The sequence below is a fragment of the Bacillus safensis genome (assembly GCF_039619585.1).
Taxonomy (GTDB): Bacteria; Bacillota; Bacilli; order Bacillales; family Bacillaceae; genus Bacillus; species Bacillus safensis.
The window spans coordinates 3,096,539-3,111,247 of the sequence record NZ_CP154909.1; the positions used below are offsets into that span (position 1 = coordinate 3,096,539).

Consider the following 14,709-nt stretch of genomic DNA (forward strand, 5'->3'; position numbering starts at 1 on the left):
TAGAGGTTGTTTTTATTGCTTCATTTTCCTAGTAATTCCTTCAGGCGGTCTTCAAGCTTTTCAGCTGTCATCGCACCTCCGCCCAGGCTGAAGTATTCATCCCCTCTTTTTAATAAAAGTGTAGGATAGCCGTTCACATGAAGTTGATGAACCTTGGCAAAGTCGGCATACGCATCATTCATCGCTTCTTTTGTTTTCATGCGTTCTATGACTGCGTCAGGATCAAGATGATGCGCCAAAGCGATCTCCCGATACGTTTCTTCATCACTCAGGCTTTTTCCGTCTTGATAAAAAGCCTTTTGCATCGATGAAGCCAAGTACAATGCGTGCTCAGGTGCGATGGATCTTAATGCAGAAAAACCAATGGCCGCAGCCTCAGAGTCTAAAAGAAACGTTCCGTTTGCTAACAGCTTCTGATAACGTTCACCAAACTCGGCACCAGTCAGCTGACTAATACGCTGATTTGCTTCTGGAATGTGTGGATAATCCTTTATTGGAAGACTTCTTTCTCCTACAAATAAACCACCCGACACAAGTGTTAATGATATCTCCGGATGATTTTCATGCAAAGTGCGGATACTGTTTGAAAATCCATAACACCAGCCACAATACGCATCCCATACATAGATGAAAGACAATTCTTGCTCATTCATACGTTAGACTCCCTATTTATCATTTTTAGGCGGCCATGAAACTGCTTATTCAGCTTCAGATACAACGGTAAAACGTTCTCCAACATGGGCTGCCTGCTCCACCTCATCAACAAGCGCAATGGCGTAGTCAGCATAGCTCACATAGCTGTCACCTTTAGAATTGACAATCAGATGGTCTTTCCCTTTCACGTAAGAACCTGTACGTTTGCCAGCTGGATTAAAGAATGCAGCTGGGCTGAGGAAGGTCCATTTTAATCCCTCTGTCTGTTGAAGATCTTTTAGGTTTTCTCCTTGCTGTGAAGCCGTAGCAACAAATTCTTTAGGAAACTCTGGTGTGTCCACTAGTCTTGTTGTTTTCGCCTCATCTACAAATAGACTTCCTGCTCCGCCCACAACGATCAAACGAGTCTCAGGTGCCTCTTTTAAAATATCGATCAGCTTTTTCCCAGCTTCTACGTGAAGGTGCTCTTTTCCAGCAGGTGCGCCAAATGCATTTACAATCACATCAAAGCCTTTGATGTCTTCTGCTTGCAAGTGAAACACATCCTTCTCAAGAACAGCTAGTGATGAATCTGTCACCTTTTGTGCATCTCGGACGATCGCCGTTACTTCATGTCCTCTTGATTGAGCCTCTTTCACAATTTCTTGTCCTGCTTTACCTGTTGCGCCAATAATTCCAATTTTCATGTTAACTCCTCCTGCAATATGGTTTTATGTTGATAAAGAAAGGTGTAACTAATACGGTTACAACAGAGGTAAAAAAAATTGAATAGATCATCCAATTTTTTTGATTAGCACATGCGTTAGTTCACTTAATTTGATCTCAGCAAGTACTTGCTCCATCGCACTTTGAGCGCGGCATAAAATTAATTCAAGCACCGCTTGAATATTTGCACCGATCGGACAGTCAGGATTTGGGCTTTCATGAATTTGAAACAATTCTCCCTCATCCACGACTTCAACCGCTTTATACACATCGAGCAGTGTGATGTCGTCTTCACTGCGGTTCAGCTGAGAACCGCCTTTGCCAAGACTCGTTGAGATTAGGCCTGCTTTTTTTAATTTACTCATAATGCGGCGGATGACCACTGGGTTTGTATTCACACTTCCTGCGATATCCTCCGATGTCTGTAATGATCCTTTTTCAAGTGATAGCAAGGCCAGAATATGGACAGCGACAGTAAATCTGCTGCTGATTTTCATGTTTTCTCACCTCTGTTGTAATCATTATAGTTACACCATGTCACATTGTCAACAAAAAAGTCTGCCGAGCTACTCAGCAGACGTAGATTGACGTGCTTCCATTTCTTCTTTCGTATAAATCATGCGCATTGGATTTCCTCCAACAAATGAGCCTGCTGGCACATCCTTATGAACAAGTGTACCAGCCGATACGATCGCACCATCCCCAATGGTCACACCAGGTAAAATAGTTGAATTAGCTCCAATTAAAACGTCATCACCAATATAGACTTCCCCAAGTCTGTACTCTTTAATCAAATACTCATGGGACAAGATGGTCGTATTATAGCCGATCACACTATTTCGACCGACAGTGATTTTCTCAGGAAACATCAGATCAACCATCACCATTAAGGCGAACGCCGTATCCTCGCCGACCTTCATACGAAGAAAGGTTCGGTATATCCAATTTTTCATTCCCATAAAAGGCGTGTACCTTGCCATTTGAATAAAAATGAAGTTTTTCACCACTTTGAAAAAGGGAACTGTCCGATAGACTTGCCGCAGTGAATTGACCCCTTTTACAGGATAACGATCTGTTTTTCTCAACTTAATCAGCTCCAACAATCGCCAGGAGATCACTCATTTTCTTCAGCATGAAATCAGGGCGATGCTTTAAAAGCGCCTCTTCTCCCTTAATAGACCAAGCAACACCTGCCGTTTTTGTCCCTGCCGCTTGACCAGACAAAATATCGTGATAATTATCACCGACCATCACCGCTTCATGCGGATCACTGCCAAGCTTTGATAATGCCAGCTGAACAGGCTCCGGATGCGGCTTCTCATTTTGCACATCATCGAGCGTCACAATGACCTCAAAAAACGGCTCTAAACCGGTCAGCTTCAATCCCATTAAAACCGTATCCCGTATCTTCGTTGTGACAATACCGAGCTTAAATCCTCGATCCTGCAGGACTTTCAATGTGTCGATAACGGTCTCATATTCAGTCACAAGCAGATCATGCTGCTTATGATTAAACGTGCGGTACATCTGAATCATATCATCCGTCAAATCAGGGTCCATCGCAGAGAATGTATCAAACAAGGACGGACCAATGAAATGAAGAATATCCTCACGGCTGTACTGACCAGGGTAATAATGATCCAGCGTATGCTGAAATGAAGCAATAATTAATTCATTTGTATTGATTAATGTGCCATCTAAATCAAATAGCACTGTGTTGATCGTCGATTCGTTCATATGGCTTCCTTTCTAACAGCTGCAAGTTCCCGCTTCCGCCAAATATAGCTAATAGCAGCTGTCAATAAAATTGCAGAAATCAGGCGGATGACAAGAAGCGGCCATACTGGAATACCAAGTGGTATAAAAATCAGCGTATCTTCGACCACCGCATGGCAGGCAACGAGGAAAATAAAGGCAAGAGTTAAGTCCTTTTTACTCACACCGTCCTCTTCCACTGCCTTCATCATCACGCCGGCTCCGTACGCCAGACCAATCGTTAATCCAGCCACCATCGTCATAGATGTATTTTCTTTCATTCCAAGCATTCTAGTAAAAGGTGACAGCCACTTAGACAGTGTATGAAGCCACCCTAAATCTCTCATGAATTGAATGATGACCATGAGAGGGATGACGATACAGGCGAGCTGGAGCACACCGAGTACAGCTTTTTGTAAAGCAAGCAGGACGATCATGTACCAGCTGGAAGCCACATCAGCCGCCTGAGCTGCCGTCAGTAGTCCATATTGCGCCGGCTCCTCGCCTCCCTGCCAAACGAGATGAATGACAATAGCCGAAATAACAGCAAGACTGATTCTGACCAACAAAATCACAGACACTCTCAGTCCAACCTTTGCTGCCACTGTCGATTCGATGATCAGGTTATGGCAAAAGGACAGCATCACTGCCAAAATAAACACTTCCTTCACAGGAAGCTCTAATGTCAAAATGGCTGCAATCCCCGCATACAAGTTCAGCATATTTCCTAATACAAGCGGAATAGCCGCTTCTCCCGAAAGACCAAACACCCCCATAAATGGCCGAATGAATTGTATGATCCAACCCATTACAGGCGTATGCTGCAAGATACTGACGAGAATGGTAACTGGAAAGATGACTTTGCCAAGTGTCCAAGTTGTCGATAGCCCTGCCTTCAAGCCGTTTTTCCATGTCTCTCCCATCTCTTATGATCCCCCCTGCTTAATTCGTTGAGTTGTTCTCTTTATACGGAATCGATGCGTATCCTTTCATTCTTCTAAAGAAAATCAGTAGAACAGCCACTACGAATATCGCAATCGAAATCATCTGTGCGATTCGAAGATGCTCTGTCAGCATTAAACTGTCTGTTCTCATCCCTTCTATGAAGAAACGGCCGATTGAATACCAAATTAAATAAGACAAGAAGATTTCGCCTCTTCTCAGCGATGTTCTGCGTAGTAAAATCAATATGACAACACCGGCAAGATTCCATAATGATTCGTATAAGAACGTCGGGTGATAATAGGTCCCATCAATATACATTTGATTAATGATAAACTCAGGCAGATGCAAATTTTCTAAAAAGGTTCTTGAAACCGCCTCACCGTGCGCTTCTTGGTTAATAAAGTTCCCCCAGCGCCCAATTGCCTGCGCTAGTAAAATACTAGGTGCTGCGACGTCAGCTATTTTCCAAAAGGATACCTTTCTCACTTTTGTAAAAACGATGGCTGTCAGCACGGCACCGATCAGCCCGCCGTGAATCGCAATTCCACCATTCCAAATTTTAATGATTTCGTTTGGGTGCTGCTGATAGTAATCCCATTCGAAAGATACATAATAAATTCGTGCACAAATAATGGCTATTGGAATGGCAAATAAGATTAAGTCAATAAACATATCTTTATTGATTCCTCTTTTTTCACATTCTCTCAGTGCGAGCCAGAGTCCAAGCAAGGCCCCGATCCCAATAATCACACCATACCAATGAACCGAAATAGGTCCAAGCTGAAAAGCGATCGGATCAATTGGCTGAATTGCTTCGTTCATATAGTCAACTCCTATTCATCCTGGCCATTGTCTTCAATGACATCGGCAAGTTTACTTGTAAATTGTTCTGCTGCATTATGTCCCATACGTTTCAGCCTGAAGTTCATCGCAGCCACCTCAATGATGACAGCTAAGTTTCGACCTGGCCGTACAGGGATCGTCAGCTTCGGCACATCTGTATCGATGATGCGCATTTTCTCTTCTTCAAGTCCTAAACGATCATACTGTTTGCCTTGTTCCCAAAGCTCCAGGTTCATTACAATCGTAATTCTCTTATAGCTTCTAACAGCGCCTGCTCCAAATAAGGTCATCACATTAATAATACCTAACCCGCGGATTTCTAAAAGATGTTCAATCAGCTCTGGTGCGCTCCCGACTAATGTATCCTGATCCTCTTGACGGATTTCCACGCAATCGTCTGCGACAAGCCGATGTCCTCTCTTCACTAATTCTAAGGCTGTTTCACTTTTTCCTACTCCGCTTTTCCCAATTAATAATACACCTACACCATATACATCTACGAGCACACCATGAATAGCAGTCGTTGGTGCAAGCTTACTTTCTAAAAAGTTGGTCAATCGACTCGAAAGTCTTGTCGTTTTTAGGCTAGATCGTAAAACGGGCACGCCATTTTCATTTGACGCTTCGATTAATTCCTTCGGGACATCACGATCTCGTGACAAAATAATGGCAGGGGTAATATCTGTACAAAGAGAGATCATTCTCTGCTTTCGTTCGCGTTCTGGGAGCTGTTCAAAAAAAGAAAGCTCTGTTTTCCCTAAAAGTTGAACTCTTTCTTTTGGGTAATATGTAAAATAACCAGCCATTTCAATACCTGGTCTGGAAAGATCACTAATTGTAATGGGACGATTAATCCCTTCTTCCCCACTTACCAGTTCAAGATGAAATTGTTCCATTATGTCCTTCGTACGAACTTTCGGCACGCTTCTTCCTCCTTTTATCACAGGCGATTCAGAAATACAGCTCTATTTTATCACTTTCAATGATGAACCCAAAACAGTATTTTATCCTGTTCCTGTTTGACCGCCCTAACTGGTATAGACAACTATACTTAAAAAGAGTAAACTTAAAGTAAAGATAACGAATAAGGGGGCTCAAACATGAGCGGTTCTTTATTGCTCTCCAATATTCATATTGTGACAAAGACAAAGATCATTGAAAACGGTTTTGTCGGTTTACGCGATGGCAAGATTGACTATATTTCAACATCTCCACCGACAGGAAATTATGAAAAAGTATATATTTCCCGGGAAAACTTTTATTTACTCCCTGGAATGATTGATATTCACATCCATGGCGGATATGGTGCAGACATGATGGATGCGACAGCAGAAGCAATGAATACACTCGCTGACAACCTTCCGTCCGAAGGAACGACAAGTTTTTTAGCGACAACCATCACACAAAACCATCATGAGATTGAGCAGGCACTTAAAAATGTCGCTCAGTGGAAACAAAGTAATGAAGCACAAGCAGGAAGTCAAGCACAATGTATAGGAATCCACCTAGAAGGTCCATTTATTTCTAAAGATAAGGCAGGGGCACAGCCTGTTCAATGGATTAAACAGCCCGATATTCCGCTTTTTAAAAAATGGCTGGATGATTCTGAACAGCTCATTCGAATTGTCACGTTTGCGCCTGAGGAAGACACAGATTTTGCTTTCCTTTCCATGTTACAGGAAATGAACATGATCCCTTCTATTGGACATACGAATGCCCATCATGACATGATGAATTTAGCAGCTAAGCATGGTGCACGCCATGTAACACACCTTTATAATGCACTGAGTTCGTTTCAGCATCGTGAACCGAATGCTGTAGGTGCTGCTCTTACGAATGAGAACCTTTATACCGAGCTAATCACAGATGGAATTCACTCCCACCCTCTTTCCATCAAGCTTGCGTATTTGGCAAAAGGAAGTGATCGTTTGATCATGATCACAGACTCAATGCGTGCAAAAGGTCTTGGGGATGGAACATACGAATTTGGCGGTCAGACGGTCACAGTCAGCGGCGAAAAAGCATTGCTGGACGATGGTACACTTGCAGGATCAATTTTGCGAATGAAAGATGGCGTCAAACGGATGAAACAGCTCACAAATTGTGAATGGACAGAGATTGCGAAGATGACCTCAACTAATGCAGCCGCTCAACTGGGTCTTGACCAACAGCTCGGTTCCATCGAAATTGGAAAAATAGCAGATTTGGTGATTTGGGATGAATCTGGTGAACTGATGATGACGATCTGCCGTGGACAAATCGTCTTTGAAAAAAAGGAGGCCAACCACTCATGAACATCATCGAATTTGAAAGCAAAGATCAATTAGGAAAAGAAGCAGCTGCCATTATTGCAAGAACAATAGCTGCTAAACCCGATGCCGTACTCGGCCTAGCAACGGGCGGTACACCTATTGAAACTTACAAAGAGTTAATTCAACTTCATCAAGCGAATCAACTGTCTTTCAAGCAAACAAAAACAATCAATTTAGATGAATATGCAGGACTCAATCCAGAACACGAAAATAGTTATATGACCTACATGAAACGTCATTTATTTGACCATATTGATCTCCCTCAGGATCAGTATTTTCTTCCAAATGGCAAAGCAGCTCATTTAGAAAAGGAATGCTTAAGATATGACCAGCTCATTGAGGATGTAGGCGGCATCGATCTTCAGCTCCTTGGAATCGGTCAAAATGGGCATATCGGTTTTAACGAACCAGGTACCCCTTTCAACTCAAAAACTCATGTCGTGCAGTTAGATGAAAACACGAGACAGGCTAACGCAAGATACTTTTCTTCTATTGATGAGGTACCTACACATGCCATCACAATGGGAATCGCGAGCATTCTTTCAAGTAAAAAGATTCTCCTTCTTGCTTCGGGAAAATCAAAAGCGAAAGTGATACAATATTTAGAACGGGCAGAGATTCATCCGGACTTCCCAGCGTCTGCACTGAAACTTCATGAAGATGTAACGGTTATGATTGATCGAGAAGCTGGATCACTACGCTAAAAACGAGAGGATTTTCACATGTTTATTGATAAGCAGTCACCTATTCCGATGTACCATCAGATTATGGAGAACTTGAAAAAGCAGATTGAGGATGGAACATTAGCACCTGATACACTCATTCCTTCTGAAAGAGAATATGCCGAACGCTTTGGTATTAGTCGAATGACTGTCAGACAAGCCTTATCGAATCTTGTGAACGAAGGATATTTGTATCGTCAAAAAGGAAAAGGCACCTTTGTTAGCCGGAAAAAATTTGAACAGCCGCTTCAAGGCTTAACAAGCTTTTCAGAGGATATGCGCCAGCGTGGGCTCAAAGCATCAAGCCAGCTGATTGACTTTAAAAAAACCGCATGTCCAGAGCACTTGCTGCCCGTCTTACAGCTGACTAATAGTGATGCTGTATTTGAACTAAAACGGATACGCCTTGCAAATGATGAACCGATGGCGATTGAAACGAGCTATATACCTGAAAGATTTGCAGGAGATTTAACAAAGGAACATTTAACTGGCTCTTTATATGAATATATTGAAACTCACACTGGCCATGTCATTGCTCATGCCAAACAGGAGCTTGAAGCCAATGTTGCCTCAAAGGAAGAAGCACACTTGCTGTCTATTCTAGCAGGAGACCCTGTGCTGTCCATAACAAGAACGACTTTTTTTCAAAAAGACATTCCATTTGAGTATGTTGTTTCCGTTTATAGAGGGGATCGTTACAAGCTCATTCATACAATGGAAAGATAAACAGTGCCCCTGACACGGAGCACTGTTTTTTTATTTCCTAAGAAATTTTATTTCGTCATCATCTTTTGTATGAATTTTCCATATTGGAGAAATGGCTTTTCCTTGAAAACGATCTTTTGCTACAGTGTACCAATAATAATCTTCATTTGGCTTTAAGCCCTTCCACTCAAAGCTCGCTTTTTTGCCGCTTTTTATGCCTCGAGCCTCTCCTAGAAGAACATTCGTATACACATTGAGTTCAAAATAATTGGTTTTGACAGATTTCATTTTCGGTGTCAAATCCACATCGATTGAAAATTCATCTTGATCTCCATACGTTTTAGGATCATAAAAATGCTCTTGATTCAAGTAAGGTGAGTATGTCGTAAAGTGAAGCTGATTTTTTTCTTGATCGGCTGTTATCACCCTCATAAACCCTTGACCACCTTCAGGTCCTGACTGATAATCGGCGAGTATTTGATATACTTTCCTGTCTACTTTTCCATCATGGTCATCATCAAGCTCATCTACTTTCCTGCTTGCTCCATGATAATGGCCGCTAAATACGGCCACAATATTAGGATGGCGTTTCACCACTTGGTGGAAGATGAGGTCGCCAATCGGGCTTCGGTTGCCGCTCACTAACAAATACTCATGGAAATTTAAAATGACGATACGATCTGGATGCTCAGAAATGACACGGTTTAACCAATCAATTTCATCTTGCTTAATCCCCCAGCCCATGTACACCATCATATAATCATTGCCGCCGGCAGAGATGAGATCATAATGACCTTTATTGTTTCGATAGGATTCACCATAGTAAGGCTTATCCGCAAAGCGTTTTTCCCCGAAATATTTTCCGTATTCCGCATATAAACCATCCTTGTGTCTAACATCATGATTTCCTGCTAAAACACCATAGGGAATGTGATTCTCATCTAATACACGCATAAACGTATCAGCACGGTGCCATTGCTTATCCTTTGAATCATCCACAATATCGCCTGTATGGAACACATATTGAATGTTTAATTTTTCCCTTTGATCTCTGATCCATTCGACCATTTGTTTAAAGATATGAGGATAGCTCTTTGCATAATATTGAGTATCAGACATCCATATCATCTTATATGGCTTTTGCGATTTGCTGATTTCATCCTGTACTAGCAAATCAAACGTTTGATTCTTCATGTACTGTCTGACTGACAGCAGCCCTTTCAGGTAAAATTCCTTTTGATCCTTGGCAAAGTGATGAGTGATTTTATCCCACTTTTCCTGCTGGTGATTCCACGCGTACATTGTCACCTTTCTCCCTGACAATGAACTCCCTTTCCATACAGCTTCGACGACATTCTTTTCACGTACATCATGATGGACCTTAATTTGAAAACGATGATAAGGAAAGCGCTGTAAATCCTTCGTTTCAACTGACTTCCCATCAACAAATGCAATACGGTTCCTTTCTTGATCAGAAAAAATCATTTCTCCTTTTTGGAGATAACTCTTAGGCGGTTCTGTCTCTGCTGCATACTTAAAAATCTTCATTGATGGATGCAACGATGTATATTGATAGGCACGATAAAAAGAGTAATCTAACTTATCATTCGTTGGATCCTTGGTTAGCACAGTTTGTTTTGATGATTTCATTTTCGTCTTATCTGCCACCCGCTCTGGTGTTTCAGGATGCTCATGTACCGTCTTGAACTCTTTTTTCAACGTCGACATGTTCCCGGCAGCGTCTTTTGCTTTTATTGTAAACGTGTGCTTTCCAGGCTTTAATTCACTAGAGGACGTCTGATATGGTAAAGAAACTGGTTTGCCATCTACATATGCCTTCAACTCCTCTATGTCACTCCAGCGATCCGTTACTTTTGCTTTTAATGTAAAGGCGCCTTTATATTGATCCTTTGCTTGTACGTTGGTCTTAATTCTCGGCCCAGTGTTATCAACTTTCACACGTACTGAAGCGTACTCGTCTGAGGTTTTGGCCTCAATCAGGTGCGGCCCTTCTTTCAGCCTTTTTGTGTCCCACTTTATATAGGATGAGACATACGCCTCTTTTGGAATCTCAAATTGAAACGTTCTCACCTTTTTTGCGTTCCCGCTGTCTCCCATTCTCCATTCTTTTAGCGGCTTCGCATTGATTGGCGGAATTTGTGTTCCATTTGATAAGATCATCCTGACGTTTTTCAATTCAAAATCATCATGATTCTCTCCAGGCAGCCGGTCCACCGGAGAAGACTTTGTACCAGCGTGAAAAGAGATCGTTTGGAGACCTGCCTTTTTTATCTCTTCTTCGGGTATTGGCATTGTATAGGTACGGTACACTTTTGTCGAATCATCAAAAATAGAAAGTAAACGCCTACCTATAGACACACCATTTTTAAAATATAAATTTGTTCCTTTGACATCAAATGCGATATATGGATCTGCTTCAAGGGCAGAGGATACTTGCTGATTCCGTTTTCCATCTATCCGTAATTCGATGCTTTTTTTCTGATCAGACGTTGCCTTTAATGAAAATAAACCTGATACCGTATCTCCCTCTTCTACATTGAATCGCAGACCGTGGGCTTTACTGACCTGCTCCACATCAATCGTTTTTTTCAACGTCTTGGCTTCATTTTCGCCGTCTGACGCTTCAAGCTGATATTCCAATTGTTCTTTCCCAATCAACTCAGGTGAATAAATAATATGATGAAATAACCGGTCATTATGGTCTTTTTGCAGCAGTATTTCCTTAAACGGATCTTTTCGATTCGTTCGATAGCGCAGCTTGACGGTTTTTACAGCCTGATCATCTTGGACATCTGCTTTAATCTCTACACTTTCAGTGGGTTTCACCGGTTTCCTTACCGTCATATCTTCAATCACAGGTTTATGGATATCTTGAGAAATTTCCTTTTTTTCAGTTGGAATTTGTGCTTTTAGCACTTTACCTGGAGTGGGTTCTTCCTCAATTTTCGAAATCAGCTTCGTCTGCGTAGTACCATCCATTGGATACTTAAACAGCAAGGATTTATGCTCACTAAACCATGATGGCTTCAAACGAAATGCGGCAGAAGAAATCTCTTCACCTATATTTGTTGTGATCGAAACAAGACGAGATTTTGAGTTGGACAGCCCTTTGCTCTCGATAATGGATAGATGCTCGCCCTCTTTTAATTGGCTTTTGTACATGGCATTAAAGTCCGCTGCCGTTAAATGCTCCTGCCCTTTTTTTCTCAGCCAGAATACATAAGGTTTTCCAGGTGAAATGGTGACTGGATTTGTGTGAAAGGAATATACATCATCCATTTCAATTCCCTGTGCAGGATTGCGGTAGCGGAGCTGATAATGTTTAAGAGAGATAGGCGCCTGTGTCGTGTTATACACTTCGATAAACTCAAAAGCATCTTTGCCTTTTCGGTTTTTTGAATTGACGACAATTTCTGTGATGAATAAGTCCGGAATATGTGAAAGATCTTCTTCAAATCCATTTAAATGAACCGATTTCTCTGCCGTTTTGATGACTGATTTTTGCGTTAGGAACTCTGTATAGTAACGAACGGTTGGATTCCATAATTGATCTGGCGGAATTTTCGCTGTAAATTCTGGCTTCATCCCTGGCAGCCGTTCCATTGGAATCAAGCGGTACCCCAGTTCATCACTTTGTTTATAATACAAGTTCGCAGACAAAATCTGTTCTTGGTCACTAATGGACGCACGAAACTGTAGATCATGGCTTTTTCCTAGAACCGGGCGGACGTCCACATGAAATTGGTCAAAGATAAAAGGCGAAAAAGGCTTGTCCGGTACATTCACTTCTGTTTGAAGAAAAGGTCCTGCTGAAGCAGGCTGACTGAAACAAAAAAGAATGATAAAAAAACATAAAAGCATGATTTGTCTGCTCACGTTCACCATCTTGCACCGCCTCCCTTCGGATATTGTGTCTCCTGAAGGTCGTTTTTATGTCAGATGGAACGGAGAAACGATGCAAATTTGCACAAAAAAACCGTTAGCTTTTTTTCGCTAACGGCTCTACAATTCCTTTTTGTATCAACAGATGGAAAATGGATAAAATGACAGCCATCCAAATGGCCGTTCCGAATCCATCAATGTTAAAGCTATCTCCCATAAAGCTCGATGTCATCATGAGTGTAATCGCATTGATGACAAATAAGAACAATCCTAGTGAAAGAACGGTCACTGGAAGCGTTAAAATGATCAAAAACGGCTTCACTAAAATATTGAGCAAAGACAAAATGATACTTGCCACAATGGCTGCGCCAAAACCTTCAATATACACGCTCCCGAGCCCAGGCAGAATGCCCGAATCAAAATATCCAGCAATGACGATTAAAAGTAATGCATTTACTAAAATACTGACGATCCATCTAAGCATTTATTTAGTGCCTTCTTCCGGAACAACAAAATACCAGATGAAGTAGATCAGGAAGATCGGCATAAATGCTGTCAAAAATCCGATGATGACGGTTAAAATGCGAAGCAGGGATGCATCCACACTTAAATATTCCGCAAGTCCACCAACAACACCCGCTATTTTTTTATCTGTTGCTGAACGATAAAGCTTCTTCATGTAGAATCACTCCTTGTCTGATTGGTGCTTTACTTGTATTGAGCCTGTTTTTGTTTCTGCAAAAATGGATATACTGTGCACCGCTTGTTGATTGGCTTTGATCATTTTCTCTTTTTGTAATGTTTCATTTTTCTCTTTAATCATCTCTGCATCAAGTAAATCGTGAGAGATAGACCCGAGATTGCTTTTCAGCTCAGCGGTCACTGCACAAGCACGCGGGATTTGAACGTCCACACTGCCTGTTGTCGTTTTCGCATAGATGGAACGGCACTTTTCATCTGACAGCTGAACAGCAATATTTCCATTAAAGCTTTGGGCATCAATTGATTCACTTTTCCCACGCAGGTCTATGAGCCCATTGATGGTTTCTACTTCAATCATACCACACTCATGATCTGCCAGTTTGATTTGGCCGTTTGCTGTTTCAATTCCGACTTTTTCTGCTTGTAACGAAGCAAAAGAGACAACCCCATTTGTCGTTTTCGCGGCAAGTTCTTTTGTCTTTAGCTTTTCCCCGCGAATCGGTCCATTAAACAGCTTGACCTTAATCTTATCGTATTGGATACGAGGTACGTATAATGTAACATTGACTTTCATCGTCTTCTTTTCGGTTCGAATAAAAAATTTATCTCCTTCAAGCCCGCAGTCCAATTGATTGAGAAATTGCTGTCTTGCCTGCTCTCCATCCTCTGCACGGTAGATTTTCGCATGGCACTCAGCTCGAATATCTCGATCGTCCCAAGGCATCACGTTGAGACTGCCGTTCGCCAATTGAATATCTAAATGAGAAAGCGATGCATCTTTGAACTGAAAAATGTGCTCAACATCAACTGACTGTCCAAAGTTCAAATCAAGATCCACGTCTTTTACCTTTTTCACCGCAGAATCTAACCAGCCAAACAGCTTTGCACCAAGATTTTCGGTACCATTTCCTTTGCTCTCTGCTCCAGCTTTTTCTTCATGAAAGCTGTGATCAGCCGTAGACTTTTCTAATGAGACTGACTGACCTTCTTCTAGTTTTTCCAGCAGCGTAATTGCTTCTTTTGCTGATAATATCCCGTCTTCTACTAATTTTAAAATTCGTTCTTTTTCATTCATACAAAGCCCTCCTAAGATTTGATGGATTGAAGTACTTTAATCCCTTGAATGATATTCCAAATGACAGAGATCAAAAAGCCAATGACTACTAAAAAAGACAAGATGAACACCGTCATGACTGGAATGAGCGAGTCACCTGCCTGGGTCGTCAATAAAAATGGGATAGACCCAAAAATCAACAGAATGCACGCTGCGACCGGCAAAAGATGTGACCATAATGCCCGCAATGCGTGCCGCTTCGTTTCCTTTTGATCTACTACAAAAAACGCCACGATCGGTACGATAAACGGCATAAACAATACACTAAAATAACAAATAGAAGCAATAATCGACTGATCTCTATTCATATATATTCGCTCCTTCATAACGAAAATTCCTTTCTAACTCA

16 protein-coding genes are annotated in these 14,709 nt (G+C 41.7%); 3 read left to right on the forward strand and 13 right to left on the reverse strand.

Annotated elements, in window-relative coordinates; all coding sequences use genetic code 11:
• Positions 1-20: 20 nt before the first annotated feature.
• The 8 genes from AAYR28_RS15995 to hprK form a co-directional block, all read right to left on the reverse strand.
• Positions 21-653 carry a DsbA family protein gene (locus AAYR28_RS15995; RefSeq protein ID WP_044334247.1) on the reverse strand — a complete coding sequence of 211 codons (633 nt, stop codon included), beginning with the start codon at positions 651-653 and terminating at the stop codon, positions 21-23.
• 45 nt (positions 654-698) lie between these two features.
• Positions 699-1,340, reverse strand: a complete 642-nt coding sequence (locus tag AAYR28_RS16000) for an NAD(P)-dependent oxidoreductase (protein WP_024423566.1) — start codon at positions 1,338-1,340, stop codon at positions 699-701.
• 87 nt (positions 1,341-1,427) lie between these two features.
• Positions 1,428-1,856, reverse strand: a complete 429-nt coding sequence (locus tag AAYR28_RS16005) for an Rrf2 family transcriptional regulator (protein WP_024423567.1) — start codon at positions 1,854-1,856, stop codon at positions 1,428-1,430.
• 69 nt (positions 1,857-1,925) lie between these two features.
• Positions 1,926-2,444: an acyltransferase gene (locus AAYR28_RS16010; protein ID WP_120207769.1), complete on the reverse strand. Its 519-nt coding sequence runs from the start codon at positions 2,442-2,444 to the stop codon at positions 1,926-1,928.
• A 1-nt stretch (position 2,445) separates the two neighbouring features.
• Positions 2,446-3,096 (reverse strand): pyrophosphatase PpaX, encoded by a 651-nt coding sequence (gene ppaX, locus AAYR28_RS16015; RefSeq protein ID WP_024423569.1) that lies wholly within the window; start codon positions 3,094-3,096, stop codon positions 2,446-2,448.
• Positions 3,093-4,037 carry a nucleoside recognition domain-containing protein gene (locus tag AAYR28_RS16020; protein ID WP_061110128.1) on the reverse strand — a complete coding sequence of 315 codons (945 nt, stop codon included), beginning with the start codon at positions 4,035-4,037 and terminating at the stop codon, positions 3,093-3,095. The genes ppaX and AAYR28_RS16020 overlap by 4 nt, the downstream gene beginning before the upstream one ends.
• A gap of 19 nt (positions 4,038-4,056) precedes the next feature.
• The gene (gene lgt / locus AAYR28_RS16025; protein WP_120207771.1) at positions 4,057-4,881 is read right to left on the reverse strand and encodes a prolipoprotein diacylglyceryl transferase; all 825 of its coding nucleotides are present in this window, start codon (positions 4,879-4,881) and stop codon (positions 4,057-4,059) included.
• Positions 4,882-4,892: 11 nt separating this feature from the next.
• Complete coding sequence (hprK, locus tag AAYR28_RS16030; RefSeq protein ID WP_120207772.1) at positions 4,893-5,825, reverse strand: HPr(Ser) kinase/phosphatase; 933 nt, start codon at positions 5,823-5,825, stop codon at positions 4,893-4,895.
• Positions 5,826-6,002: 177 nt separating this feature from the next.
• Between hprK and nagA the strand changes: the two genes are divergently transcribed.
• Genes nagA through AAYR28_RS16045 form a run of 3 tightly spaced genes read left to right on the forward strand, consistent with a single transcriptional unit; the run spans position 6,003 to position 8,662 of the window.
• Positions 6,003-7,196, forward strand: coding sequence for an N-acetylglucosamine-6-phosphate deacetylase (gene nagA / locus AAYR28_RS16035; protein WP_120207773.1), 1,194 nt, complete (start codon positions 6,003-6,005; stop codon positions 7,194-7,196).
• Positions 7,193-7,918, forward strand: a complete 726-nt coding sequence (nagB, locus tag AAYR28_RS16040) for a glucosamine-6-phosphate deaminase (protein WP_034281053.1) — start codon at positions 7,193-7,195, stop codon at positions 7,916-7,918. The genes nagA and nagB overlap by 4 nt, the downstream gene beginning before the upstream one ends.
• Before the next feature lie 18 nt (positions 7,919-7,936).
• Complete coding sequence (locus tag AAYR28_RS16045; protein WP_065214814.1) at positions 7,937-8,662, forward strand: GntR family transcriptional regulator; 726 nt, start codon at positions 7,937-7,939, stop codon at positions 8,660-8,662.
• A gap of 30 nt (positions 8,663-8,692) precedes the next feature.
• Here the strand turns inward: AAYR28_RS16045 and AAYR28_RS16050 are convergent, their stop codons facing one another.
• The 5 genes from AAYR28_RS16050 to AAYR28_RS16070 form a co-directional block, all read right to left on the reverse strand.
• A complete protein-coding gene (locus AAYR28_RS16050; protein ID WP_345808885.1) occupies positions 8,693-12,547 on the reverse strand; it encodes a metallophosphoesterase in 3,855 nt (1,284 codons plus the stop codon).
• A 94-nt stretch (positions 12,548-12,641) separates the two neighbouring features.
• A complete protein-coding gene (locus AAYR28_RS16055; protein WP_024423577.1) occupies positions 12,642-13,028 on the reverse strand; it encodes a phage holin family protein in 387 nt (128 codons plus the stop codon).
• Positions 13,029-13,223, reverse strand: a complete 195-nt coding sequence (locus AAYR28_RS16060) for a PspC domain-containing protein (RefSeq protein ID WP_024423578.1) — start codon at positions 13,221-13,223, stop codon at positions 13,029-13,031.
• A 6-nt stretch (positions 13,224-13,229) separates the two neighbouring features.
• Positions 13,230-14,321: a DUF4097 family beta strand repeat-containing protein gene (locus AAYR28_RS16065; protein ID WP_081124889.1), complete on the reverse strand. Its 1,092-nt coding sequence runs from the start codon at positions 14,319-14,321 to the stop codon at positions 13,230-13,232.
• Positions 14,322-14,332: 11 nt separating this feature from the next.
• Positions 14,333-14,668 carry a hypothetical protein gene (locus AAYR28_RS16070; protein WP_024427655.1) on the reverse strand — a complete coding sequence of 112 codons (336 nt, stop codon included), beginning with the start codon at positions 14,666-14,668 and terminating at the stop codon, positions 14,333-14,335.
• Positions 14,669-14,709 lie beyond the last annotated feature (41 nt).

Bases quoted from the DNA above. Each gene is read 5' to 3' on its own strand.
- AAYR28_RS16065 (WP_081124889.1), bottom strand. From the start codon at position 14,321: ATGAATGAAAAAGAACGAATTTTAAAATTAGTAGAAGACGGGATATTA.
- AAYR28_RS16005 (WP_024423567.1), bottom strand. From the start codon at position 1,856: ATGAAAATCAGCAGCAGATTTACTGTCGCTGTCCATATTCTGGCCTTG.
- AAYR28_RS16050 (WP_345808885.1), bottom strand. From the start codon at position 12,547: ATGGTGAACGTGAGCAGACAAATCATGCTTTTATGTTTTTTTATCATT.
- nagA (WP_120207773.1), top strand. From the start codon at position 6,003: ATGAGCGGTTCTTTATTGCTCTCCAATATTCATATTGTGACAAAGACA.
- AAYR28_RS16045 (WP_065214814.1), top strand. From the start codon at position 7,937: ATGTTTATTGATAAGCAGTCACCTATTCCGATGTACCATCAGATTATG.
- AAYR28_RS16000 (WP_024423566.1), bottom strand. From the start codon at position 1,340: ATGAAAATTGGAATTATTGGCGCAACAGGTAAAGCAGGACAAGAAATT.
- AAYR28_RS16070 (WP_024427655.1), bottom strand. From the start codon at position 14,668: ATGAATAGAGATCAGTCGATTATTGCTTCTATTTGTTATTTTAGTGTA.
- ppaX (WP_024423569.1), bottom strand. From the start codon at position 3,096: ATGAACGAATCGACGATCAACACAGTGCTATTTGATTTAGATGGCACA.
- nagB (WP_034281053.1), top strand. From the start codon at position 7,193: ATGAACATCATCGAATTTGAAAGCAAAGATCAATTAGGAAAAGAAGCA.
- AAYR28_RS15995 (WP_044334247.1), bottom strand. From the start codon at position 653: ATGAATGAGCAAGAATTGTCTTTCATCTATGTATGGGATGCGTATTGT.
- AAYR28_RS16060 (WP_024423578.1), bottom strand. From the start codon at position 13,223: ATGAAGAAGCTTTATCGTTCAGCAACAGATAAAAAAATAGCGGGTGTT.
- lgt (WP_120207771.1), bottom strand. From the start codon at position 4,881: ATGAACGAAGCAATTCAGCCAATTGATCCGATCGCTTTTCAGCTTGGA.
- AAYR28_RS16020 (WP_061110128.1), bottom strand. From the start codon at position 4,037: ATGGGAGAGACATGGAAAAACGGCTTGAAGGCAGGGCTATCGACAACT.
- AAYR28_RS16055 (WP_024423577.1), bottom strand. From the start codon at position 13,028: ATGCTTAGATGGATCGTCAGTATTTTAGTAAATGCATTACTTTTAATC.